Origin of the sequence: Promicromonospora citrea (assembly GCF_013004695.1) — a bacterium.
Taxonomy (GTDB): Bacteria; Actinomycetota; Actinomycetes; order Actinomycetales; family Cellulomonadaceae; genus Promicromonospora; species Promicromonospora citrea.
The window spans coordinates 1-22999 of record NZ_JABEMG010000041.1 but is presented as its reverse complement, the minus strand read 5'-3'; the positions used below and the strand labels follow the sequence as shown (position 1 = coordinate 22999).

Annotated in this window: 17 protein-coding genes; 3 read left to right on the top strand and 14 right to left on the bottom strand. The window is 74.2% G+C overall.

Annotation, left to right across the window (positions count from 1 at the left end):
• Positions 1–21: 21 nt before the first annotated feature.
• The 5 genes from HLB15_RS10265 to HLB15_RS10245 form a co-directional block, all read right to left on the bottom strand.
• Positions 22–1278 (bottom strand): cytochrome P450 family protein, encoded by a 1257-nt coding sequence (locus tag HLB15_RS10265; protein WP_171105239.1) that lies wholly within the window; start codon positions 1276–1278, stop codon positions 22–24.
• Complete coding sequence (locus HLB15_RS10260) at positions 1275–1886, bottom strand: GTP-binding protein (protein ID WP_171105238.1); 612 nt, start codon at positions 1884–1886, stop codon at positions 1275–1277. Before HLB15_RS10260 ends, HLB15_RS10265 begins: the two co-directional genes overlap by 4 nt.
• The gene (locus HLB15_RS10255) at positions 1867–2220 is read right to left on the bottom strand and encodes a DUF742 domain-containing protein (RefSeq protein ID WP_171105236.1); all 354 of its coding nucleotides are present in this window, start codon (positions 2218–2220) and stop codon (positions 1867–1869) included. The genes HLB15_RS10260 and HLB15_RS10255 overlap by 20 nt, the downstream gene beginning before the upstream one ends.
• 121 nt (positions 2221–2341) lie before the next feature.
• Positions 2342–2752 carry a roadblock/LC7 domain-containing protein gene (locus HLB15_RS10250; protein ID WP_212759727.1) on the bottom strand — a complete coding sequence of 137 codons (411 nt, stop codon included), beginning with the start codon at positions 2750–2752 and terminating at the stop codon, positions 2342–2344.
• Positions 2749–4437 carry an ATP-binding protein gene (locus HLB15_RS10245; RefSeq protein WP_171105234.1) on the bottom strand — a complete coding sequence of 563 codons (1689 nt, stop codon included), beginning with the start codon at positions 4435–4437 and terminating at the stop codon, positions 2749–2751. The genes HLB15_RS10250 and HLB15_RS10245 overlap by 4 nt, the downstream gene beginning before the upstream one ends.
• Positions 4438–4692: 255 nt before the next feature.
• On the opposite strand from HLB15_RS10245, the gene HLB15_RS10240 reads away from it, so the two are divergent.
• A complete protein-coding gene (locus HLB15_RS10240) occupies positions 4693–6855 on the top strand; it encodes a prolyl oligopeptidase family serine peptidase (protein ID WP_171105232.1) in 2163 nt (720 codons plus the stop codon).
• Between the two features lie 16 nt (positions 6856–6871).
• On the opposite strand, the gene HLB15_RS10235 is transcribed toward HLB15_RS10240, so the two are convergent.
• From HLB15_RS10235 to HLB15_RS10195, 9 genes are all read right to left on the bottom strand, one after another.
• Positions 6872–7909 (bottom strand): uroporphyrinogen decarboxylase/cobalamine-independent methonine synthase family protein, encoded by a 1038-nt coding sequence (locus HLB15_RS10235; protein WP_171105230.1) that lies wholly within the window; start codon positions 7907–7909, stop codon positions 6872–6874.
• A 126-nt stretch (positions 7910–8035) separates the two neighbouring features.
• Positions 8036–9190: a tRNA 2-thiouridine(34) synthase MnmA gene (gene mnmA, locus HLB15_RS10230; protein WP_171105228.1), complete on the bottom strand. Its 1155-nt coding sequence runs from the start codon at positions 9188–9190 to the stop codon at positions 8036–8038.
• Entirely contained in the window at positions 9187–10416 is a 1230-nt protein-coding gene (locus HLB15_RS10225; protein ID WP_171105226.1) for a cysteine desulfurase family protein, read from the bottom strand. Before HLB15_RS10225 ends, mnmA begins: the two co-directional genes overlap by 4 nt.
• Before the next feature lie 58 nt (positions 10417–10474).
• Complete coding sequence (locus HLB15_RS10220; RefSeq protein ID WP_171105224.1) at positions 10475–12055, bottom strand: phenylacetate--CoA ligase family protein; 1581 nt, start codon at positions 12053–12055, stop codon at positions 10475–10477.
• The gene (locus HLB15_RS10215; RefSeq protein WP_171105222.1) at positions 12052–13080 is read right to left on the bottom strand and encodes a hypothetical protein; all 1029 of its coding nucleotides are present in this window, start codon (positions 13078–13080) and stop codon (positions 12052–12054) included. The genes HLB15_RS10220 and HLB15_RS10215 overlap by 4 nt, the downstream gene beginning before the upstream one ends.
• Before the next feature lie 171 nt (positions 13081–13251).
• Positions 13252–15441, bottom strand: a complete 2190-nt coding sequence (locus HLB15_RS10210; protein ID WP_171105220.1) for a PhoX family protein — start codon at positions 15439–15441, stop codon at positions 13252–13254.
• A 176-nt stretch (positions 15442–15617) separates the two neighbouring features.
• A complete protein-coding gene (locus tag HLB15_RS10205; RefSeq protein WP_171105218.1) occupies positions 15618–16793 on the bottom strand; it encodes a HesA/MoeB/ThiF family protein in 1176 nt (391 codons plus the stop codon).
• A gap of 57 nt (positions 16794–16850) precedes the next feature.
• On the bottom strand, positions 16851–17834 hold the full coding sequence (locus HLB15_RS10200) for an electron transfer flavoprotein subunit alpha/FixB family protein (protein WP_171105216.1): 984 nt from the start codon (positions 17832–17834) through the stop codon (positions 16851–16853).
• Positions 17831–18664, bottom strand: a complete 834-nt coding sequence (locus HLB15_RS10195; protein WP_171105214.1) for an electron transfer flavoprotein subunit beta/FixA family protein — start codon at positions 18662–18664, stop codon at positions 17831–17833. Before HLB15_RS10195 ends, HLB15_RS10200 begins: the two co-directional genes overlap by 4 nt.
• 71 nt (positions 18665–18735) lie before the next feature.
• Here HLB15_RS10195 and glgX point away from each other — a divergent pair, with 71 nt between their 5' ends.
• Together glgX and HLB15_RS10185 are read left to right on the top strand one after the other, a co-directional pair.
• Positions 18736–21060, top strand: a complete 2325-nt coding sequence (gene glgX, locus HLB15_RS10190) for a glycogen debranching protein GlgX (RefSeq protein ID WP_171105212.1) — start codon at positions 18736–18738, stop codon at positions 21058–21060.
• A gap of 62 nt (positions 21061–21122) precedes the next feature.
• Entirely contained in the window at positions 21123–22844 is a 1722-nt protein-coding gene (locus tag HLB15_RS10185; RefSeq protein WP_171105210.1) for an FAD-binding dehydrogenase, read from the top strand.
• Positions 22845–22999: the final 155 nt, after the last annotated feature.

Sequence of the window (22999 nt, the reverse complement as noted above, 5' to 3'; positions counted from 1 at the left end):
TACCTCGGCAGAGGGGAGGGGTCAGCGTTCCGGGGGCGGGGTGTCGTCCGGGGACGTGAAGCGGACCGGCAGGCTGCGCGGGTGACGCGACCACGGCGAGCGCGACATCGTCAGCGCCTCCGCCGGCACGCGCAGCTCCATGTCGAGGATGCGCCGCAGCAGGGTCTCCACGGCGATGCGCCCGATGAGCGGGCCGATGCGGTGCGCGGGGCACGCGTGCGCACCCGCGCCCCACGTGAGGTGGAACCGGCTGCCCAGCTCCTCCCACGGGTCGTCCGTGCGGATGGCCCGGTCGGCGTTGGCCGCGGCGACGGCGGGCACCAGGGCGTCGCCGAGCGCGATCCGGCGGCCGCCGAGCTCGCAGTCCTGCCGCGCGAACCGCGGCAGCACGTGCGGGGCGGGCGGGTTGCGGCGCGACACCTCGTCCAGCGCGTCGTCGAGGTCGAGCCGGCCGCGGCGCACCCGGGCGGCGAACGCCGGGTCGGTCAGGATCATGTGCAGGGTGCTCGCGATCCACGCGATCTCCGCGTCGTGCCCGAGCGTGAACATCACGCCGATCGAGGCCATCACCTCGACGTCGTTCGCATGGTTGGGGTGGTTCACCAGGGCCGTGGTGAGGTCCTCGCCCGGCTCGGCGCGGTGCGTGGCCACGAGCACGGCCAGCAGCGCCTCCTGCTCGACGGCGGCGGCCCGCGCCCTGTCGGTGCCCTCGTACAGCGCCTCCGAGAGCTCGTGCATCCTGTTGCCGTCGGACAGGCTCATGCCGAACAGCTCGGTCATCACCATCACGGGGACGGCGACCGCGTAGTCGGCCACGAGGTCCGCCTCGCCGCGGGGCATGAGGCGGTCGATGATCGCGTCGCACGTGACCGCGACGGTGCGGGCCAGCCGCTTCTCGTCGACGGCGGCCAGCGCGTCGTCGAGCGGGGCGCGCAGGCGGCGCTGCTGCATCCCGTCGAGGTAGTAGGCGTTGTCGCGCGGCGCGAGCGTCGCGAAGACGCCCGAGTCGGCGGGCAGCGACCGCTCCTGGACGTAGCGCCAGTTGCGGGAGTTGCGGGAGAACAGCAGCTCGTTGCGCATGACGCCGCTGGCCTCGTCGTACCCGAGCACGAGCCAGGCGGGCACGCCCGGCTCGAGGTCCATGGGCGCGACCGGGCCCCACTCGTCGCGCAGCCGCTCGTAGACCTTGTGCGGGTCGCGCGCCGCGGTGATGTCGGCCAGCTGCATGCGGTCGGGGATGTCCTCCAGCCGCTGGTGCAGTCTGTTGGCCAGTGTCACGCGTTGACCTTCTGGAAGACGGGGAACGTCATCGCGTGCTCGACGAGCGTGATGAGCGTCAGCACCGCCGACTGCCGGTCGCGCGCGTCGCACTCGACGATCGGGGTCTCCGGCAGGAGGTCGAGAGCCGCCCGCACCCGCTCCAGCGGGTAGGCGGGCGAGTCCGGGAACTGGTTCACCACGACGGCGAAGGGGATCTTGGTGCGCAGCTCGAGCTGGTCCAGCACCTCGAAGCTGTCCTCGAGGTGCCGCGTGTCGACCATGACGGGGGCACCGACCGCGCCGTCCGCCAGGCCCGACCAGAGGTCCCAGAACCGGCGCTGACCCGGGGTGCCGAACAGGTACAGCGCGATGTCCTCGGTCACGGTGATGCGGCCGAAGTCCATCGCGACGGTGGTGGTGTCCTTGTTCGGCTGCCCCGGGTCGATGCCGACGCTGGCCGTGGTGATCCGCTCCTCCGTGCGCAGCGGCTCGATCTCGCTGACCGACCCGATCAGCGTCGTCTTGCCCACCCCGAAGGCACCCACGACGAGCACCTTGACCGACCGCGCGACGGTCGGCGCCAGGTGCTGCCCGGAGGCGGTGCGGTCAGAGCTTGCGGAGTCCATCGAGAATCTTCTCCAAGATGTCCTTGCCGGGCAGGACATGCGCCTGGTGGTTGGAACGGATCGCCAGGTGTCCCGCGTCGATCAGGTCCGAGACCATGACCGCCACGAGGCTGACGGGGAGCTGCAGGTACGCAGCCACCTCGGCGAGCGCCAGCGTGCCGCGGCAGAGCTGCACGAGCTCACGCTCCATGCGGCTCGCCGTCGAGAGCAGCGGCCGGCTCTCCACGGCGCGGACGAGCGTCTCCGGTCGCAGCGTGTTGCGCGACGGGTGCGCCCGCCCCGAGGTGAGCACGTACGAGCGCACCGGGTGGTCGCGGTACTCCTCGGTGTCCATCCCCTCGCCCCCCTGTCGGTCGGTCGGGTCCTGGTCGAGCTGGTGGTGCCTGAACCTTCGGGCCGTACCGATCCGGTCGTGCCCGGTCACTGCTTTCCGTGGGTGGTGCCGTTCGGGCGGGTCAGCTGATCGCCTCCGTGCCCAGGGTGCGCTCGCCGATCATGAGCACCTGGGCCTGCATCTGCTGGGCGATCAGCGCCGGGTCGATCACCGACTCGGTGATCACGGCGAGGCGCGAGCCGTCGCCGGCGCCCCGCACGAAGAGGAACCCGCCGTCGAACTCCACCATGACCTGGCGGATCGTGTCGCTGTTCCCGAACTCCCTGCTCATTCCGATACCCAGGGCCGCGAGCCCCGCGCACGCCGCCGCCACCTTGTCGGCGATGTCGAGCGGGGTCTGGTCCGTGCGTACCTTCATCAGGCCGTCCGAGGTGAGCACGACTACATGCCTGACCCCCCGTACACCACTGATGAGCTCGAGCATCCAGCTGTTGCCGTCGGTGCTCGTCATGCCGTCGGCCTGCGTCGTCATCGGTCCTCCGAAGTTCCGCCGGCGCCGGCCGGCGGTTCGCTGCTGTCAGGTGAGTCCCCGAACCGCGCCTCGCTGGAGCTGAAGAACGCGCCCATCCACTCGCCGGCCTCCTCGGCCGTCTGCGCGGCACCCGGAGCTGTCGTACGGGGCTCCGGTGCTGCCGTGGTCCGTTCGTCGGGCACGTCCGCCTCTCCTCGGCGCGAACGCCGCTGCGGGAGCGCAGACGGCTCGGGGAACTCGTCGTCCTGCGGGCTGGTCCGCCCAGGACGCAGGGGCAGCTCGCCAGGGGCCTGCACCGGGGCACCGGCCACGGGCGTCTCCTCCTCGTCGTCGACCGTCTCGCCCGCCTCGAGGGGCTCGAGAGGCTCGGTCAGGACATCGCTGGTCGCTGGGTCGGGTGCCGCCGGGGCGGGCCACTCGTCGTCGTCCGCCGGCCTCGCGGTGGGCAGCTCGGGAGCGAGCGGTGCCTCGACGACGGCGGTCGCGCTGCTGCGGCCGGAGCCCAGCGCGGAGACCCCGGAGGACGGGGTCGACGCGCTCGGCAGGGTGGCGGCCGGCGTGAGCATGCCCGACGGCACCACTGCCTCGGTCAGCTCGGCCGGGATCATGACGATGGCGCGCAGACCGCCGTACACCGACTCGGTGACGTCGACGCGGAAGCCGTGGCGCCGCGCGTAGGTGCCGACGACGGCGAGGCCGGTCTGCGGGATCTCGCCCAGCTCGGTGATGCTGATCTCGCGCTTGCCCGAGGCGATCTCGCGCGCCTGCTCGAGCTGCTTGAGGTCGAGGCCGACGCCGCAGTCGTCGATCTCGATGACGGCACCGCGCTGCACCTGCCGCAGGGCGACGAGCACCTGGGTGGTGGGCGGGGAGGACTGGGTGGCGTTGGACAGCAGCTCGGCCACGAGGTGGATGAGCGGCTCGACGATGCGGGCCGAGACGGCGACGCCCGGGTCGCCCGACACCTCGACGCGGTGGAAGGCGGTGATGCGGCTCGCCGCGCCCTTGACGACGTCGGGCAGCGGGAGCGGCTCGCTCCACTGCTGGCCCGGCCACTCGCCGCACAGGGCCGCGAGGCTCTGCGCCTGGCGGGCCTGCTGGGCCGCCGCGTGGTCGACGCGCATCGACGTCTGCAGGATGTCCGGGTCGGTGGGGTGGCGCTGGACCATGCGCGCCGCCTCCTCCTGGATGCGGTGCGCCGCGGCCTGGACCTTGCGGCTCAGGGCGACGACCGCGACCTGGACCGCGTCGCGGCGGGCGACCCGCTCCTCCTGGACGCGGGCGAGCATGGCGGCCGCCTCGTCGAGGCGGGTCTGCGCCGCCGCGTCGCCCGGCAGGTGCGGCAGCGGCGGGGCGGGCTCGCTGTCCAGGAACGCGGGCAGCTGCTCCTTGGCGAGGGCGTCGAGCGCGGCGGACGCCGCGGCGGCACGCTCCTCGGCCCGGCGGTAGGCGTGCACGAGGTTCTCGTGCGCCGCGAGGTCGTCCCGGGACGAGCGGGCCGCGATGAGCGCGGCGGCGACGGCCAGGCCGACGGCGGCGATGCCGACCAGCCAGGCGGGCCACATCGACGAGGCCCCTGTCGCGGTGAACAGGACGGGCGCCACGAGCACGTAGGCGAGCACACCGGCGACGCACACCCAGGGTGCGACCTGGCGCAGCCTGCTCGGCGGAGGAGAAGAAGACATCGAGCTCACCGAGCCGATCCCCCTAGTAGTTGTCTCGTCGAGAGTCTGAGAAGACTCGGCTGACGAGGGCGGACAGCCCCCTTGAAGTGCAGTTTCTACCACAGAGCGAGCACAGCGTGGAAGGCCACGACTGTGGTGCGCGAGCCGAAAATATGTGCCATTGAGGAATGTGGTTCCCCGATGACGGGATAACACCACAATACGGTTAAAACCGGGAGCGCGCGATGCGAGGGCGTGGCACGTAGGGTGCTGCCCATGAGCGTCGACCAGACCCAGAGCACCCCCGGGACCGCTCTGCCCCCGACCCCCCTCGACCCCACTGTCGCCGACCCGTTCGCCTGGCTCGAGGACGTCGAGGGCGACGACGCCCTCGGGTGGGTCCGCGAGCGCAACGCGCACAGCGCCCGCGCCCTCGGCGGCGACGCCTTCGCCACGACCGAGCGGGCGGTGCGCGAGGTCCTCGACTCCGACGACAAGATCCCGCACGTCTCGAAGGTGGGCGACCACTACTACAACTTCTGGCAGGACGCGCGGCACCGGCGCGGCGTGTGGCGCCGCACGACGCTCGACTCCTACCGCACGGACGACCCCGAGTGGGAGACCGTGCTCGACCTCGACGCGCTGGCCGAGGCCGAGGGCGAGAGCTGGGTCTGGCACGGCGCGAGCGTGCTGCGCCCGACGCCCGAGCAGCTCGCCGCGGGCGAGCCGCGGCGGCACGCGCTCGTCGACCTCTCCCCCGGCGGCTCGGACGCCGACGTGACGCGCGAGTTCGACCTCGTCGAGAAGCGGTTCGTCCCCGCGGCCGAGGGCGGGTTCGTCCGCGAGCAGGCCAAGGGCAGCCTGTCGTGGGTCGACGCCGACACCGTGTACGTCGCGACCGACTTCGGCCCCGGCACCATGACGCCGTCGGGCTACCCGCGGCAGGTGCGCCTGTGGCGCCGCGGCACGCCGCCGGCCGAGGCGACCCTCGTCTACGAGGGCACCGAGCAGGACATGGCCGTGAGCGCGTCCCGCTCGCACACGCCCGGCTTCGAGCGCGACCTCGTGCGCCGTGCCCTGCGGTTCTACGCGGACGAGACGTACCTGGCCACGGGCGTCGGCACGCCCGACCAGACGCTCACGAAGATCGACGTGCCGGACTCGGCGAACGTCGGCCTGCACCGCGAGTGGATGCTCGTGCGGCTGCGCGACGACTGGACGGTCGGCGGCACGACCTACCGCGCCGGCTCCCTGCTGGCCGCCGGGTTCGACGCCTTCATGGCCGGCTCGCGCGACCTCACGGTGCTCTTCGAGCCGACGGCGACGACGTCGCTCGCCGGGGTCACGTGGACGCGCCACCACCTGGTGCTGAACGTGCTCGACGACGTGAAGAACCTGCTGCACGTGCTCACCCCGCCGGCCGAGGGGCCCGCGGCGGGCGGCACGTGGGCACGGGGCGACCTCCCGCTGGGCGGCGAGCTGCTCACGGTCGGTGTCGGCGCCGTCGACGTGGTCGACTCCGACGACGTGTGGGTCGTCACCACCGGCTACCTCACGCCGTCGACCCTGAGCCGCACCACGGTGGGCTCGGGGCAGGCGCCCGAGGTGCTCAAGGCGGCGCCGTCGTACTTCGACGCGACGGGACTCGAGGTCGCCCAGCGGTTCGCGACGTCGGACGACGGCACGCGGGTGCCGTACTTCGTCGTCGGCCGGACCGGCCTGGTCTCCGGCGCGGACGGTCCCGCGCCGACCCTGCTGTGGGGGTACGGCGGGTTCGAGCACGCGATCCTGCCCGGCTACTCGGGCACGATCGGGCGCGCGTGGCTCGAGCGCGGCGGGGTGTACGCCGTGGCGAACATCCGCGGCGGGGGCGAGTACGGGCCCGCCTGGCACCAGGCGGCGCTCACGGCGCACCGGCACCGCGCGTACGAGGACTTCGCCGCGGTCGCGCGCGACCTCGTGGCCACGGGCGTGACGACGCCGCAGCGGCTCGGCATGGAGGGCCGCTCCAACGGCGGCCTGCTCGCCGGCAACATGCTCACGCGGTACCCCGAGCTGTTCGGCGCGGTCATCGTGGGCGTCCCGCTGCTGGACATGAAGCGGTACTCCCACCTGCTCGCGGGCGCGTCGTGGATGGCGGAGTACGGCGACCCGGACACGGACGACTGGGAGTTCATCCGCGGGTTCTCGCCGTACCACCTGTTCGACGCCGCGCGCGACTACCCGCCGGTGCTGTTCACGACGTCGACCAAGGACGACCGGGTGCACCCCGGCCACGCCCGCAAGATGGCGGCGCTCATGCTCGCGGCGGGCAAGGACGTGACGTACTACGAGAACATCGAGGGCGGTCACGGCGGCGCGGCCGACAACGCGCAGGCCGCGTACATGGCGGCGACGCACTGGACCTTCCTGTGGCAGCGCCTGGGCGGGGACGCCTGAGCCGGGGGCCTTCGGCTCAGGCCTGAGCCTTCTCCGCCAGCGACTCCGCGACACGGCCGAGGTTGGCGAGCTCCGCGCGGTGCAGGTCCGTGGGACCGGGCTCCGCGCGGGGCGCGCCGAGCAGCGTGACGTCGGCGAGGCCCGCGGCCGGCAGGCCGATGCGCCGCCAGGGCACGGCCACGAGGTCCGCGAGCTGTCCGATCGCGGGCCCCGCGCACTGCGAGACCTGCGCGGGCGGCAGACCGGCCCACAGACGGGTGCCGCGCTCGGTCGCCCGCGCGAGCAGCTCCCACGCCTTCTCGTTCCAGCCGCCCGGGCCGACGTCGGCGAGGTCGAGGCCGAGCGCGTCCGCCCCCGCCAGGACGACCGGCGGCACGCCCACCCAGGTGGCACCCAGGTGCACCACCGAGCGCGCGCCCGCGTCCCGCACCGCGCCGAGCACCGGCTCGAGCCCGGCGACGATCTCCGGGCCCGCGACGGCGCGCAGGCGCGAGTAGCCCGAGAAGGTGGGCAGCACGCCCGCGTGCACCTGGCCGAGCAGCGGTTCGGCGAGCTGGACCGTCACCTCGGCGCCGGGCACCTGCGCCACGACCTCGGCCACCAGGGTGCGCACGCCCTCGGCGAGCGCGAGCGCGAGGTCGGCGCGGGCGCCGGTGTCGGCCAGCACGCGGTCGCCGCGCGCCGACCAGAGCTGGGCGGCCAGCGTCCACGGGCCGAGCATCTCGACCGCGAGCGGCCCGGCGTGCCCGTGGGCGGCCACGGCGAGGGCGCCGAGGTCCTCGCGCCAGAACGCCTCGGCCCTGCGCAGGTCCACGCCCGGGCGGTCGGTCAGCTTCCAGCCGTGCGGGCCGAGCTCGACGGGCATCTCGGCCAGCCGCGCCGCCGTCCGCCCGAGGGCGTCGGCGCCCGGGCCGCGCTGCGGGAGCTGGGTCAGGAAGGGCACCACCTCGACCCCGGTCGGCAGCTCGCCCAGCTCGCCGAGCGCCGTCTGCTGCGCCTCCAGCACGTCCCGTTCGCCGCCGGGCCACGGCCCGTGCCCGCTCACCGCGGTCATCGTCACTCCTGTTCGTGTCCTGCGCCCGCACCTGCGAGAACACCGCTGCGCGCGGCCTCGCGGGAAAAGATCAGAGCGTACCCGCTCGGTCTTTTCCGCTGCGTTACCGGCAGATGAGCCGGCAGGTCACCGCGCGCGCCACGACCGGGCGACCGTCGCCTGGCCCAGCACCCGCGTGCCCCGGTACACCACCAGCGACTGACCGGCCGCGACGCCGCGCAGCGGGCCGGCGGTCAGCGCGACCTCCAGGTCGGTGGAGCCGGCGGCACGCACCCGCGCCGGGACGGCCGCACCGTGCGCGCGGACCTGCACCTCGGCGTCGAACCAGCCGTCGGCGTCGGGGGCGACGGCGCCCGCACCCGCGGGGCCGGGCAGCACGTCGTCGAACCAGAGGGCCTTCTCCCCCGCGATCCGGTCCACGCTCAGCAGCTCGGCGGGCCCGACGACGATGGTGTTCGTCGCGGGCCGGACGTCCACCACGTACCGGGCCTTCCCGTCGGCGGCCGGGCGGCCCAGCGCGAGGCCGCGCCGCTGCCCGACGGTGAACGCGTACGCGCCGTCGTGCTCGCCGACGACCTGGCCCTCGACGTCCACGACCTCGCCCGGGCGGGAGCCCAGGCGGTCGCGCAGGAAGCCGCGGGTGTCGCCGTCGGCCACGAAGCAGATGTCGTAGGAGTCGGGCTTGGCCGAGACCGACAGGCCGCGGCGGGCCGCCTCGGCGCGCACCTCGTCCTTGGTGGCGAAGCCGCCCAGCGGGAACATCGCGCGCGCGAGCCGCTCGGGACCCGCGACGGCCAGCACGTAGGACTGGTCCTTGGCGTCGTTCGGCGAGCGGTGCAGCTCGCGGACGGCGCGCACGCCGCCGTCGGGCGCCGTGCTCTCGCGCGTGACGATCTGGGCGTAGTGGCCGGTCGCGACCGCGTCGAACCCGAGGGCCGTCGCCTTGTCGAGCAGCGCCTCGAACTTGATGTGCTCGTTGCAGCGCACGCACGGGTTGGGGGTGCGGCCCGCCTCGTACTCGGCGAGGAAGTCGGCCACGACCGTGTCCTCGAACCGCTCGGACAGGTCCCACACGTAGTACGGGATGCCCAGCACGTCGGCCGCGCGGCGCGCGTCCCCCGCGTCCTCGATCGAGCAGCAGCCGCGCGAGCCGGTACGGAACTGGTCCCGGTCGCGCGAGAGCGCCATGTGCACGCCCACGACGTCGTGCCCGGCCTCGACGGCGAGCGCGGCGGCCACCGCGGAGTCCACGCCGCCCGACATGGCGGCCAGCACCCTCACGACGCGCTCCCCAGCGCGCGGCCCGAGACGAGACCCGCCGCGCGCGCCCGGGTGACCACCTGGGGCAGCGCCGCGACGAGGCGGTCGACGTCGGCGGGCGTGGACGTGGCGCCGAGCGTGAAGCGCAGCGCGCCGCGCGCCTCGGCCTCCGGCACGCCCATGGCGAGCAGCACGTGCGACGGTTGCGGCACACCGGCCTGGCAGGCGGAGCCGGTCGACGCCTGCACGCCCGCGGAGTCGAGCAGGTAGAGCAGCGAGTCGCCCTCGGCGCCGGGGAACGTGAAGTGCGCGTTGCCGGGCAGCCGGTCGCCGGACGCCGGGTCGGCGCCGCGCAGCACGGCCTGCGGGTCGGCCTCGCGGACGCGCGCGACCAGGTCGTCGCGCAGCGCGGTGAGGCGGGCGGCGCGCTTCGGCAGGCAGTCGACGGCGTGCCGCGTGGCGACGCCGAACGCCGCGATCGACGCGGTGTCGAGGGTGCCGGACCGCACGCCGCGCTCCTGCCCCCCGCCGTGCAGGACGGCGTCGAGCGCGAGGTCGCGCCGCGCGAGCAGGGCGCCGACGCCGGTCGGTCCGCCCAGCTTGTGCCCGCTGATCGTCATGGCGTCGACGCCGCTGGCCGTGAAGTCGACCTCGACCTGCCCGACCGCCTGCACGGCGTCGGTGTGCACGGGGATGCCGTAGTGGCGCGCGGCGCGGACCACCTCGCGCACCGGCTGGATCGTGCCCACCTCGTTGTTGGCCCACATGACGCTGATCAGCGCGGTCTCGTCGCCGTGGGCGGCGAGCTCGGCGCGCAGGGCGTCGAGGTCGAGCCGGCCCTCGCCGTCGACCGGCAGCAGCACGATCTCGGCGCCGGCGTGCCCGGCGAGCCAGAACGCGGGGTCGAGCACGGCGTGGTGCTCGACGGCGGAGACGAGCACCCGGGTGCGGCGCGTGTCCTGGGCGCGGCGGCCCCAGAAGATGCCCTTGATCGCGAGGTTGTCCGCCTCGGTCCCGCCCGAGGTGAAGATGACCTCGCTCGGCCGGGCGCCCAGCGCGTGCGCGACCGTCTCCCGCGCCTCCTCGACGGCGCGGCGGGACGCGCGGCCCGCCGAGTGCAGCGACGAGGCGTTGCCGGTGCGCTGCGCCTCGGCGACGAACGCCGCGAGCGCCGCCGCCGACATGGGCGTGGTCGCGGCGTGGTCGAGGTAGGCGCCGTCGGGCTCGGGGGACGTGGTCACGGTCATCAAGTCTACGAACGTCGCGCGGTCCGGATCGCTTCCCGGCCTGTGAGACGCGCGATGCTCACTCGCGGGTGAACACGTGCGACAGGTCGAGGTCCCACCGGCCGACCTCGTCGGCGCCGAGCTGCCAGACGTACTCGTTCTTCAGCGTGCCGCCGTCCGCGGTGAACGGGCCGGTGCCGTGGGCGTAGAACGCGATGGTGGGCAGGGTGCCGTCGGGCGCGGTGCGGACGCCGTTGCGGAAGTCGGTGTTGCGGCGGCGCAGCTCGTCGGCGACCAGGGTCCGGAACCGCTCCTGGTCGAGGTCGCCCGCCTCCGTGGCGCCGGGCGAGAGCTGCAGTGCGACGTGCAGCTGCCGGTCGCCGCGGTCGTCCTCGTAGCTGATGAGGCGGTGGTTCTCGACGGCCTCGAGCAGCTCGGGGCTGCTGTGGACGACGTCGCGCAGCGTGTCGGGCCCGACGACGGCGCCGTTGTAGTCGACCGACAGGTCGGAGCGCCCGTAGTGGAACAGCAGGGGCAGGTCGAGGAACTTCTCGGCGACGACGGCGTCGTGCCCCAGCTCCTCCAGGACCGGCAGCACGTCGCGCATGCGGGTCACGTGGCCGCGGTCGTGGATGTTGTACCGGATGCGGGGGTTGATGTTCCGGTCGCGCGCGATGGTGACGACGAGCTCGCCGGCGTCGTTCGTCTCGATGAGGTAGTCGAACGGGTTGAACTGGAAGATCATCGGCAGCACGCCGTACTCGGCGCTGCGGGTCAGACGCTCGGACAGGCGCGGGTCCTGCGCGACGGCGCGTCGCAGCGCGACCGTGAAGTCGGTCTCGATGCTGAGGTTGATCTCGAGGTCGCTGGCGCCGTAGGAGCCGAAGGCGCTGTGCGCGTAGCGCAGGATGTGCGAGCGCATGTTCTCGCTGATGCCCTCGCCGCCGAACGCGGCGACGATGTCGTAGTCGGCCCAGTCGAGCCGGTCGTCCTCGAACAGCGACTTCAGGAACGGCGGGTAGCTCGTGATGATGTAGGTGTACCCGGTCCCGAACTCCCGCATCGTGTCGATGATCTTGTCCTTGTCCGGCCCGCAGGACTTGATCATCGTGACCTCGGTGAGCGAGGCGGAGACGTTCATGCCGGTCGCCCAGGCGCCGAGGGAGAACGCGTTGAGCACGAACGGCTTCCTGGTCAGCGTCCCGGCCGTGCGGGCGAAGCCGACCTGGAGCAGCTGCCGCGTGGCCGCGCGCTCCTCGCGGCCGCGCACCCAGCTCGTCGGTGTGCCGGAGCTGCCGGAGGACTCGTCGACGACGACCCCGCGCCGCGGCAGCCGCCCGTCGACGCACCGCTCGGGGATGCTCCACCGCTTCACGTACGACGCCTTGTCCATCTCGGGCACGCCCGCGAACGCCTCGGCCAGCGAGCGGGCCCGGGGCAGCCGCCCGTCGCTGCCCTGCTCGGCGAGGAACGCCCCGTAGGCGGGCACGCGCCGCGCGGCCATGTGGAACGTGCGCCAGGCGCGCAGCCGGCCGAGCCACCAGCGCAGGGGCTCGATGCCGGGCCCGAGGAGCAGCTTGTGGGTGTGCACGCTGTGGGTCAGGGGGCGCACGACGGCGTCGACGACACCCACGAGCGCGAACGCGAGCAGGCGCTTCATGCCGCGGCTCCGATCAGCATCGAGGAGGCCGGACGGCGGTGCGCCACCGGCGGGGTCCTGCTGTACCCGAAGCGGAACAGCATCCAGGCCATGCGGTCGCCGCTCTCGTCGGCGGACACCTCGCGCGCGAACGCCTCGTGCGAGCCGGGGTTGGTGATCACCGTGCCGAACGGGTGCAGCCGCACGCCGTGGGCCGTGAGGTCGAGCCAGAGCCGCATGAAGGTGCGGCCGGCCTCGATGTGGTCCGCCGGGCCGCCGAACGGGCCCTCCAGCCAGCCGAGCTGCCGCACGCCGCGCATGGTGTTGAGGTACATGCCGCGGATCGCCGCGCCGACCACCGGCGCGTCCCACAGCCCGCGGTGCGACATCGCGAACCGCAGCAGCCCGCCGGGCATGAGCATGGCCTCGGCGCTGAGGCCGTCGGCGCGGGTCCGTGCGTCGTCCTTGCTGAACCGCAGCCAGGTCATGATCTCCTCGTAGACGGCGTCGTTGCGCAGGTCGGAGAAGAGCGTCGCCTGGTTGATGTGCACGAGCCGGCGCACGGTGCCCCGGTCGGCGGTCGTGCGGAAGGTGTGCCCCGCCTCGGCGGCGGTGCGCGCGGCGGCGGCCACGACGTCGTCGGGCACGAGGCGCCGGTCGTAGGGGCGGCGCGAGGTGCGGCGGGCGCAGAACAGCTCGAGCCGGGCCTGCGCCTCCGGGGTGACCGGGCGGGGCGTGAGGCTCACCGTGCCCAGCGGGTGCAGGCGGTCGGTGCTGGAGAAGTCCATCTCCCCGCGGTCGAGGTGCTCGGTGACGGCGAACCCGTGCCCCTCGGCGACCGTGCGGAGCGACTCCAGGAAGACCCCGGCGCAGACGTGCCCGAACGGGATGCCGAACGACTCGGCAGGCAGGCCGAGGTCCAGGTCGTAGAAGATCTCCGCGGTGGTCCCGTCCACGGGCCGCAGCTTGATCGGCTGCGAGTTGTGCGGGGACGGGTAGTGGCGGGCGTCCTCGACGAGGCCCGGCCACGGCTCGGTGTGCGACACGCCCGCAACCTAGCGTGCCCACGAACCGGAAGGTCGTCCTGACACCGAACCGTTACCCCGTCCCGACTCCCGCCGGGCACGGGATGCTCGCCCTCTCCCGGAGGCCAGGAGGGCGACGATCCCGCACCCGGCGGGGTCTCGGCGGGGTCTCAGCGGGGTCTCAGCGGGGTCTCAGCGGGTGCGGTAGACCTGGACCACCGTGGGCCGCGGACCGCGGAAGTCACCCGCCTCGGGGCGGCGGCCGGCCGGGACGTAGTCCGGGAAGAACGAGTCCGGCGCCTCGTAGGTGCCGTCCTCGCCCGGGTGCTGCACGTTGACGTAGACCATGCCGTCACGCGAGTCGACGACGGGCCCGCAGGTCTCCGCGCCGGACGGCACCGAGAGGAACTGCTGCACGTGCCCGCGCTCGCGCCCGGCCACCGGCACCTTGAACAGGCCGTCGCAGCGGCCGATCGCGGACGAGCTCGGGGCGCCGTCCGTCGAGATCCAGAGGTTGCCCTCGGCGTCGAACGCCAGGTTGTCGGGGCACGAGATCGGCGAGACCCGGTCGCGCGGGTAGCCCGCGAAGTACGTGCCCTCGACGGCGGGGTCGCCCGCCACCAGCAGGAGGTTCCACGTGAACCGGGTCGAGGTCTGGTCGCCCACCGGGACGATCTCGACCACGTGGCCGTCACGGTTGCCGTTCGTCGTGACGCCCCCGACGACCTTGCGGTCGCGCGGGTTGGGCTCCGTGGCGCCCTCGGTCGCGTTGCCGGGGGTGCGGCCGGAGTTGTTGGTGCACGCGACGTAGACCCGGCCCGTCACGGGGCTGATCTCCACGTCCTCCGGGCGGTCCATCTTGGTGGCGCCGACCTTGTCCGCCGCGAGCCGCGTCCAGACCAGCACCTCCTCGACCGACATGCCGGGCACCCGGCTACGGTTGTTCCTGACCAGCGGGATCCACTCGCCGGTGCCGTCGAAGGCACCGTCGGCCGGGAGCGCGCCCGAGCCGTCGATCTGGCCGGCGGGCGAGTCCCCACGGAACTTCGCGACGTACAGGTCGCCCTCCGACAGCAGCGTCTTGTTGTGCTCCCGCGCCCACCGCGAGTGGCCCTGGGCCACGCGCTTGCGCGACACGAACTTGTAGACGTAGTCGAACGCCTGGTCGTCACCCATGTAGGCCACCGCGTGGCCCGAGCGGGACAGCGTGACGTTGGCGCCCTCGTGCTTGAACCGGCCCATGGCCGTGTGCTTCACGGGCGTCGAGTGCGGGTCGTACGGGTCCACCTCGACGACCCAGCCGAACCGGTGGGACTCGTTCTCGTAGCCGGCCGACTGCGCGAACCGGGGCTCGTCCTGCTCCCAGCCGTAGCTGGTCTGCGTACCGAGGCCGTACCGGGCGTCCGCCGCCGGGTTCACGCCCGCCGCGACGAAGTAGCCGTTGAAGTTCTCCTCGCCCGAGAGCACCGTGCCCCACGGCGTGGTGCCGCCCGCGCAGTTGTTCATGGTGCCCAGCACGCGCCGGCCGGTCGGGTCGGCCGCCGTCCTGAGCAGGTCCGAGCCCGCTGCGGGCCCGTCCAGCACGAACTCCGTGCCCAGGTGGATGCGCCGGTTGTACGCGCTGATCCGCTGGTAGTCCCACGGCGAGCCCGTGGCCCGACGCCGCACCTCGACCACGGCCATGCCGTGCGCCGCGCGCTCGATGGCGCGGGCGTACGCGTTCTTGCTGCGCGTACCGTCCTCGGCCAGGTCCCAGTACTTCTCCGTCGGCGGGAACATGATCTCGGCGTTCGTGTACTCGAGGTTCGACACGAGCAGGCCGCGCGTACCGCGGTCCTTCGCCCCCGGCCGGAACGGCAGGATGTCGAGGTAGTCGCAGTTGTAGCCGAACTGCTTGGCCTGCTGCTCGGGCGACTGCTGGTGCGGGTCGAACGCGCGGGCGCCGGGCAGGATCGGGTCGCCCCACCGGATGATCGGGTCCCACCGGTAGCCGTCCGGCACGACGAGCGCGTCGACGTCGACCGGCTGCGGGTCGATCGCGCCGAACGCGAGGCCGCGGCCGCCGTGCCCGTGGCCGGGCCGGTGCGCCGGGAGACGACCCTCGGCGAGCGTCGCCGCCGCGGCGGACGGCGCCCCGACGGCCTGGGCGCCGATCACCACGGCACCTGCGGCCACGGCCAGGGTGCCCAGCATCGCGCGGCGCGACAGCACGGCGCCGACGACGTCCTTGAAGTACTCGTTGGCGCTCTCGTTCGGCGCGGGGTGGAGGCAGGCGTCGTTGCACTTGAGGCGACAGGTCACAGGGCTGCGCTTGCCACGCGCGTGGGTGTGCACCGTCGTGTGCACGGTCAGCAGCGGGCGGTTCTCAGGAGCGATCGTCATCGGAGGGTCTCCGGTCCGAGCGGGGGGTTGGTCGTCGTCAACCTAGGAGCGGCCGGTGTCCCTGCCGCGACCGCGCCGGTACGGCGGGGTGAACGGCAGGTGTCCGCCAGGCGCTCTCCTCCGAGGATGCCCCGAGACCGGTCCCTCGGCGAGCAGGGCCGGACGGACTGCCGACGTCAGGCCGGCCGGCCCGCCAGCAGCGCGTGGCTCGTGACGTCCTGCCAGCCCTCGGCCCGCAGGAGCTGCTCCGCGCCGCGCGAGCGCAGGCCACGCTCGCAGACCACCACGACCGGCCGGTCCAGCGGGTGGTCGAGCAGCGCGTCGGGGAAGACGCCGGCCGCCAGGTCCTCCAGGCGCGCGTGCACCGCACCGGGCACGGCGCCGGGGACCAGGCCGACGTCGAGCAGCAGGACCCCCGCAGCGGCGGCCTCGGCGGCGGCCTCTGCGGCGGAGGCAGGAAAGGGCCCGGCGACGGTCTCCGCCTCGGGTCCGGCCCCCGCGGGTCGATCCGCCTCCGGACCGGACCCACCACGAGCGCCCGGGCCACCGGCGCCGCTCGTGCCCGCACCCGGCTCCGGCGCCGCCCCTCGATCTTGCGCCGGCGCCGCCAGCACGATCGTGTCCCACGCCGACGTCCGCGCGTCGTACACGAGCAGCCGGCCCAGCGCCGCGTCGCCCGTGCCGGTGAGCACCTTGACCGCCTCGACCGCCAGCGTCGCACCTACCACGCCGCACGCGGGGCTCAGCACGCCGACCGTCGCGCACGACTCGCCCTCGGGCGGCTGCGGGCCGAACACGTCCGGGTACGTGATCGCTCGCCCGTCCGGCGCCGCCGACCAGAAGACGCTCACCTGACCGTCCCAGCCCAGCACCGACCCCCACACGACGGGCAGGCCGAGCGCCGCAGCGGCCTCGGACACCGCGTACCGCGTCTCGAAGGTGTCCGACCCGTCGACCACCAGGTGGTACCCGTCCAGGATCGAGGCGGCGTTCTCGCGGGTCAGGCGCTCGCGGTGCGCGACGACGGTCACGTCGGGCGCCAGGGCCCGCAGCGCGTCGGCCGCGGACTCGGCCTTCGCGCGACCGACGTCGGACGCCGTGTGCAGCACCTGGCGCTGCAGGTTGGACAGCTCGACCTCGTCGTCGTCGATCACGCCGAGCGTGCCGACGCCCGCCGCCGCGAGGTACTGCAGGGCGGGCGAGCCGAGGCCGCCCGCGCCCACGACGACGACGCGCGACGCCGCGAGGCGCTCCTGTGCGGCGACGCCGAACCCGTCGAGCAGCAGGTGCCGAGCGGTGCGCCGCCGCTCGGCGGGCTCCAGCCCGCCCTTCCCGGACACGAACGGCTCCATGCCACCCATTTCACCACGCAGGCCGGGCTGCCCCGCTCCCGCCCAGCCGGGCTCCCCTCAGCCCCTGCGCCTGCGGATCTCCGCCGCCGCCTGCGGCAGCACCTCGGCGAGCTCGCCGACCACGGCGAAGTCGCAGATCTCGAAGATCGGCGCCTCGGGGTCGCTGTTCACGGCCACGATGACCTGGGAGGCCTGCATGCCGCCCCGGTGGTGCGGCGCCCCCGAGATACCGGCGCCGATGTAGAGGCGCGGCGCCACGGTCACGCCGGTCTGGCCCACGTACGTGTCCCACCAGCCCTCGAAGGCGGCGTCGCGCGACGCGCCGACGGCCGCGCCGAGCGCGTCCGCGAGCTCGACGACCGGACCGAAGTCGCCCTCGGTGCCGCGCCCGCCCGCGACGACGACCGCGGCCTGGTCCAGCGGCGGGCGGCCGCTCGTGTCGGCCTTGACCTCGCGCGACACGAGCGTCACGGGCGACGGCGCCAGCTCGACGGCGTACCCCTCGACGACGGGCTCGACGGCCGCCGGCGCGGGCCGGGCCACCACGGAGTTGGCCCGCACGGTCACCACGGCCACGTCGGTGGTCACGGCGCACTCGGTGTCCCACGCGCCGGCGAACACGCGCTTGCCGGCCACGACGCGGCCGTCGGCCTCGCGCACCGACGCGGCGTCGATGACCAGGCCGGCCCCGAGGTCGCGAGCCGCGAGCGCCGCCGCCTCCTTGGCGGCGAACGAGGTGGGCAGGAGCACCACGTCGGCGTCGGTCAGACGGACGGCGGCGGCCAGGGCGGCCGCGACGACGGCGGGCAGGTGCCGCTCGTCGCCGGTGACGCACTCGCCGTCACGGGACAGCTCTGCCTGGTGCACGGTCTCGACACCGTGGCCGCCGAGCTGGGCGAGCACCTCGACCGTGGGGGCCTCCAGCGTGACGGCCTCGACGCGGCCCAGGTCGCGGGCGAGGGTGAGCAGCTCGAGGGCGCTCGGGCGCACCTCGGTGGCCGGGTCGAGCAGGACGAGGACGGTCCGGTTGCTGTGGGTCATCGTGTCTCCTCGGCCGGTCGGACCAGGTCGTTGCGGATCAGGTAGTCGGCCAGCGCGATGCCGCCCTCGCCCTTGTCGGTGACGATCTCCGGCTCGGCGCGCGGGGGCCGCGGGGCGGCGACGAGCACCTCGGTGCGGGCGCCCGCCGTGCCGGCGGCGTCGGCGGCGAGGCCGAGGTCGGCGGGCGACCAGACCTCGATCTGCTTGGTGCGCGCGGCCATGATGAGCTTGAAGCCGGGCAGGCGCGGCGAGTTGGCGCCGTCGGTCACGGACAGCACCGCGGGCAGCGGCGCGGACAGCACCTCGGTGGTGTCGTCGACCTCGCGGGTGACGGTCAGGACGCCGTCGGCGAGCTCGACCTTCTTGGCGAGGTTGAGGGTGGGCAGCCCGAGCTCGGCGCCGAGCAGCGTCGGCACGACGGAGCCGAGGCCGTCGAGGGCGGCCATGCCGGTCACGACGAGGTCGACGGGCGCCTCCTGCCCGAGACGGCGCACGGCGGCGGCGAGCACGGCGGCGGTGCCGAAGTAGTCGGAGCCGGCCAGCTCGTCGCCGGTCACGCGCACGCCGCGGTCCACACCGAGCTGGAAGGCCTTGCGCAGCGCCATGTCGCCGTCGGGTCCCGCCATGGTGACGACGACGACCTCGCCTTCGTCGGCGCCGACCGCGCCGGAGGCGCGCCCGGCCTCGACGAGCTGGAGCGCGGCCTCGATCGCGTTCTCGTCGAGCTCGTTGAGGGTGCCCTCGGCGGCGGTGCGGACGACGCGGCCGTCGGCGAAGCCTCGTTCGGTACTGATGTCCGGCACGTACTTTGCGGTGACGACGATGCGCATGGGGTTACCGTACGACGCCGGGCCGTGTGGCACGGACCGAGTCCGCAGGTGGGTTTGCAACGATTGGTCACATGGTGCAGTCACGAGAAGCCGAGCCGCAGCGGCTCCCCGGCGATCCGGTGCCCCGTCCGGTGGTGCGTCCGCTCGTCCGCCCGACGGCGCGACGCAGCCACGTCCCGCCGCTCGGCGTGCACGTCACGCCCGACGGCGGGATCGACGCGGCGGTGCTCGCCTCGCACGCGACCGCCGTCGACCTGTGCCTCATCGACGTGACCGACCCGTCCCGCGACGAGCACGACCCGCGCCGGTACGCCGAGCGCCGGGTGCCGATGGTCGGCCCGGTGTACGGCGTCTGGCACACGCACGTGCCGGACGTGGCGCCGGGCCAGCGGTACGGCTTCCGGGTGTACGGGCCGTGGGACCCCGGGGCCGGCATGCGGCACAACCCCGCCAAGCTGCTCGCCGACCCGTACGCGCGCGGGTTCGCGGGGCGGCTGCGCTACGGGTCCGAGGTGATCGGCTCGGTCTCCACCCGGCGGGACGACGGCGACGGCCCCGGCCTGTGGCTCGGGGACCCCTACGGCCCCCCGGACGAGTCGGACTCGCTCGCGTCGGTGCCGCACTCCGTCGTCGTCGGGCCGCTGCCGCCGCCCCCTCCCCTGACCCGGCCGCGCGTGCCGTGGGCGGACACGGTGATCTACGAGGCCCACGTGCGCGGGCTGACGATGCTGCGCGAGGACGTGCCGCCCGAGCTGCGCGGCACGTACGCGGGCCTCGCCCACCCCGCCGTGGTGGAGCACCTCACGAGCCTCGGCGTCACGACGCTCGAGCTGCTGCCGATCCACAAGAGCGTCGCCGAGCCGCGGCTCGCCGCGCAGGGGATGACGAACTACTGGGGCTACAACACGCTCGGGTTCTTCGCGCCCAACGCCGCCTACGCGACGCGCGCGGCGCAGGAGCAGGGTGCGGAGGCCGTGCTGGACGAGGTCCGCGGCATGGTCCACCTGCTGCACGACGCGGGCATCGAGGTGCTGCTCGACGTGGTCTACAACCACACCTGCGAGGGCGGCGACGACGGCCTGCACCTGTCCTGGCGCGGCCTCGACAACCCGGTCTACTACCTGCACGACGGCGCCTCCCCCGCCGCCCTGGCCGACGTGACGGGCACGGGCAACTCGCTCGACTTCCGGCGTCCGCGGGTGATCCAGATGGCCCTGGACTCGTTGCGCTACTGGGCCGAGACCGTGGGCGTCGACGGCTACCGGTTCGACCTCGCGGTGACGCTGGGCCGCGGCACCGTCGGCTTCGACCCCGACCACCCGTTCCTCGTCGCGCTGCAGACCGACCCCGTGCTGTCGGGTCTCAAGCTCGTCGCCGAGCCGTGGGACGTGGGGCCGGGCGGCTGGCAGACGGGCTCGTTCCCCCCGCCCATGGCGGAGTGGAACGACCGGTTCCGCGACGCGGCGCGCACATTCTGGCTCGAGGCACCGAAGCAGGGCGTGCGCGGGCAGGAGATGCGCGGGCTGCGCGAGCTGGCCACGCGGCTGGCCGGCAGCGCCGACCTGTTCGGCCCGGGCGACCCGCCGCTCGTGCGCGGCCCGGTTGCGTCGGTGAACTACGTGACGGCGCACGACGGCTTCACGCTCGCCGACCTCGTGGCCTACGACCACAAGCACAACGAGGCCAACGGCGAGGACAACCGCGACGGCACGGACAACAACCTGTCCTGGAACCACGGCATCGAGGGCCACACCCCCTCGGGCGACGACGCGACGACCGAGCCGTGGCAGGCCCTCGTGCCGCCGCGCCGCCGGTCGCAGCGCAACCTGCTGGGGACGCTGCTCCTGGCCGCGGGCACGCCCATGCTCACCGCGGGCGACGAGCTGGGCCGCAGCCAGGGCGGCAACAACAACGCCTACGTGCAGGACAACGAGACCTCGTGGTTGCGCTGGGCGCTCGACGAGGCGGCGACGGACCTGCTGGAGACCACCCGGTACCTGCTGCGTCTGCGCCGTGAGCACCCGGCGCTGCGGGCCGACTCGTTCTACCTGGGCTCGCCACGCCCGCACGAGTCGGACCCGGACCTGCTCTGGTACGCCGAGTCGGGCGAGCTCATGACGCCGGAGACCTGGAACGAGCCGGGCCGCCGCGTGCTGCAGATGCTGCGCCCGGGGCCGGTCCGGGGCGACGCGGACGTGCTGCTCGTGCTCAACGGCGGGTTCGGCGACGTCGAGGCCACGCTCCCGCCGCGCGGTGACGACGACGCGCCGTGGGAGCTGGTCTGGGACTCCGGCTGGGACTTCCCGCACGTGCCGGCGGACGAGGAGGGCCCGCGGTCGGTGTCCACCGTCGACCCGCTGAGCATGCAGGTGCTGCTCTCGCCGGGGCGTACGTAGTTCACCCCGGACCTGCCCCGCCGTCCTCACCGCACCGCCCGGGACGTGGTTACAGTGCGCTCATGACTGACTCCGCGTCCAACAGCGAGTCCACCAGCGCGTCCGGCACCGCCGCCGACGTGATCGTCGTCGGCGCGGGCCTGTCCGGCCTCGTGACGGCGACCGAGCTGACCGCCGCGGGCAGGCGCGTGCTCCTGCTCGACCAGGAGCCGGCGGCCTCGCTGGGCGGGCAGGCGTGGTGGTCCTTCGGCGGGCTGTTCCTCGTCGACTCGCCCGAGCAGCGTCGGCTCAAGGTCAAGGACTCGTTCGACCTGGCGTTCGCGGACTGGCTCGGGTCGGCGCAGTTCACGCCCGGCGCCGAGCACGGCGAGGGCCCCGACCGGTTCGGGTACCGCTGGGCCAAGGGGTTCGTGGAGTTCGCGGCGGGCGAGATGCGCCCGTGGCTGCACGCCAAGGGGGTGCGCTGGTTCCCGCTCGTGCAGTGGGCGGAGCGGGGCGGCTACCCGGCGGGCGGGCACGGCAACTCCGTACCGCGGTTCCACGTCACGTGGGGCACCGGCCCCGCCGTCGTGGCACCGTTCGTCGCCGCGGCGCACGAGGCGAACCGGGTGGGCCTGCTCGACCTGCGGTTCCGCCACCGCGTGACCGAGCTGGTGGTCACCGACGGCCGCGTCACGGGCGTGCGCGCCGAGATCCTGGCCGACGACGCCGCCGGCCGCGGCGAGCCCTCCAGCCGCACCGTGACCGGCGAGGTGGAGCTGTCGGCGCAGGCCGTCGTCGTCGCGAGCGGCGGCATCGGCGCGAACCACGACCTGGCCAGGGCACGCTGGTCCGCGGACGCCGGACGACTGCCGGACCGGATGCTGTCGGGCGTGCCGGACTCGACGGACGGGCTGCTGCTCGGTGTCGCCGAGGCGTCGGGGGCCGCGCTCGTGCACGAGGACCGCATGTGGCACTACCCCGAGGGCATCGCCAACCACTCCCCCGTCTGGACGCGCCACGGCATCCGCATCCTGCCCGGACCGTCGTCGCTCTGGCTCGACGCCGACGGCAACCGCCTGCCCGGACCGCTGTTCCCCGGCTTCGACGCCCTGGGCGCGCTGCGGCACGTGACCACGCGCGGCGACGACCACTCCTGGTTCGTGCTGAACAAGACCATCATGGAGAAGGAGTTCGCCCTCTCCGGCTCCGAGCAGAACCCCGACCTGACCGGCAAGTCCGTGCCGTTGCTGCTGGAGCGCGTGCGCGGACGGTCGGTGCCGGTGCGCACGTTCGCCGAGCGGTCCGACGAGTTCCTCTGGGCCGACACCCCCGCCGAGCTGGCCGCGAGGATGAACGCCCTCACCGAGGCCACGCCCGGCTCCCAGGGCCACATCGACGGCGGCTCGCTCGCCGCGCTCATCGCGGCCCGGGACGCCCAGGTGGCCTCGGGACTGGGCAAGGACCCGCAGGTGGTCGCGACGGCGGCCGCGCGGCACTTCATCGTGGACAAGGCCATCCGCGTCGCGCCGCCGCGCCCGCTCACCGACCCGCAGGACGGCCCGCTGCTCGCCGTGCGGCTCACGGTGCTGACGCGCAAGACCCTGGGCGGCCTGTGGTGCGACGAGACCGGCCGCGCGCTGACGCCGTCGGGCGAGGTGCTCGAGGGGCTGTGGGCCGTGGGCGAGGCCGCCGGCTTCGGCGGCGGCGGCGTGCACGGGCACCGCGCCCTGGAGGGCACGTTCCTGGGCGGCTGCCTGTTCACGGGCCGCACGACCGGGCGGGCGCTCGCCGCCGCGCTCTGACGGCCGGGCGGCGGGCGCTCGGCCGGTCGATGCTCCGGCCGACGCTCAGCGCAGGACGGCCGACCGGGGCTCCAGGGCGACCACGACGGCGCCGCGGGCGCACCGGGTGACCAGCTCGGCGGGCCAGTCGCCGGCGAGCGGCACGGTCTCGACGT